The 1,336-nt window shown below is 70.1% G+C and carries 2 protein-coding genes; one reads left to right on the top strand and one right to left on the bottom strand.

Going from position 1 to position 1,336, the window contains the following annotated elements; translation table 11 throughout:
- Position 1: 1 nt before the first annotated feature.
- Complete coding sequence (locus tag G6021_RS15015; RefSeq protein WP_179524504.1) at positions 2-499, bottom strand: CarD family transcriptional regulator; 498 nt, start codon at positions 497-499, stop codon at positions 2-4.
- A gap of 197 nt (positions 500-696) precedes the next feature.
- Between G6021_RS15015 and G6021_RS15010 the strand changes: the two genes are divergently transcribed.
- Positions 697-1,260: a hypothetical protein gene (locus tag G6021_RS15010; protein ID WP_182641627.1), complete on the top strand. Its 564-nt coding sequence runs from the start codon at positions 697-699 to the stop codon at positions 1,258-1,260.
- Positions 1,261-1,336: the final 76 nt, after the last annotated feature.

Genomic DNA, 1,336 nt, shown 5'->3' with positions numbered 1-1,336 from the left:
GTCAGGCCGGCGCGGCCGCGGCGGCCAGGACCTGCTCGAGGAGCTCGTCCGCACGGTGCTCGTCCGCACGGTCGGCCAGCGCGAGTTCGCCGACCAGCACCTGCCGCGCCTTGGCGAGCATGCGCTTCTCGCCGGCGGACAGTCCCCGGTCCAGGTCGCGGCGCCACAGATCGCGGACGACCTCGGCGACCTTGTTCACGTCCCCCGAGGCCAGCTTCTCGCCGTTCGCCTTGTAGCGGCGCGACCAGTTGGTCGGCTCCTCCGCGTGCTCGGTACGCAGGACATCGAAGACCTTGTCGAGCCCCGCCTCGTCGACCACGTCGCGCACGCCCACGTACTCGGCGTTCTCGGCCGGAACCCGGACCGTGAGATCGCCCTGTGAAACCTTGAGGACGAGGTATTCCTTCTCGGTGCCCTTGACCGTCCGCATCTCGATCGCCTGGATACTTGCGGCGCCGTGATGCGGGTAGACGACAGTGTCGCCGACCTTGAACTCCATGAGTGGCTTTCCCCTTTCGACTGAGCCATCTTAGCACGCCCTCAGCGCTGGGGTTATCCGTTTATGCAGGTCAGCAACCCGAACGGCCCGACCGGCGCATCCGGGGGGTGCGAGGGGCGCACTCTGGCGCCGGTCACGACCGGCCGTGGACTACGATGAGACCGGCCTGAGAACGACCATCTCCCGAGGAGCCTGACGTGACTTCACCGAACACCGGCCTGCGCCGCACCGCGCTCGTAGTCCTGGCCGTGGGTACCGCCGTCGGTATGTCCGCGTGTGGCGCCGGCCAGATCTCGCAGACGGCCGGTCAGGTCGCCGCGGTGGACGGTGGACAGGGTTCCGCGGGCGAGCTGTACGTCAACGACCTCGTGGTGGTCCTCCCCGAGACGGGGGAGGCGCGTCTCGGGTTCGTCGCCTCCTTCACCGGGACCGGCATTGGTGAGTCGATCTCCCTCGACCGTCTCGAGATCGACGGGATCGAGGCGCAGATCGGCGAGTCGCAGCCCCTCGAGCGCGGGTGCTCGCTGATCGTCTCGGCGGCGGAGGACGCAGAGCCCGTCCCCGGCGGGGACGACCTCTGCGTCGAGCGGACCACCGCCACCCTCCCCGGTGCGGACGACCTCCAGATCGGCACCTCGGTGCCGGCCACCGTCTCCTTCTCCAACGGCGACCAGATCGAGATGGCGGCAGCCGTCATCGCCGAGGTCCCGGCCAGCGACGAGTACACCCGTCCGGTCGAGACCCACTCCGAGGGGCACTGAGACGTCCGCCCTGTCCGCCCGCGCGGCCGACGGCTCCCCCGCCGACGCGGCGGTGCGCGCCGTCCTCCGCCGTCTG

The sequence above is a fragment of the Dietzia sp. CW19 genome (assembly GCF_014145265.1).
Taxonomy (GTDB): Bacteria; Actinomycetota; Actinomycetes; order Mycobacteriales; family Mycobacteriaceae; genus Dietzia; species Dietzia natronolimnaea.
The sequence above is the reverse complement of the archived record's forward strand: the minus strand, read 5'-3'. Positions and strand labels throughout refer to the sequence as shown.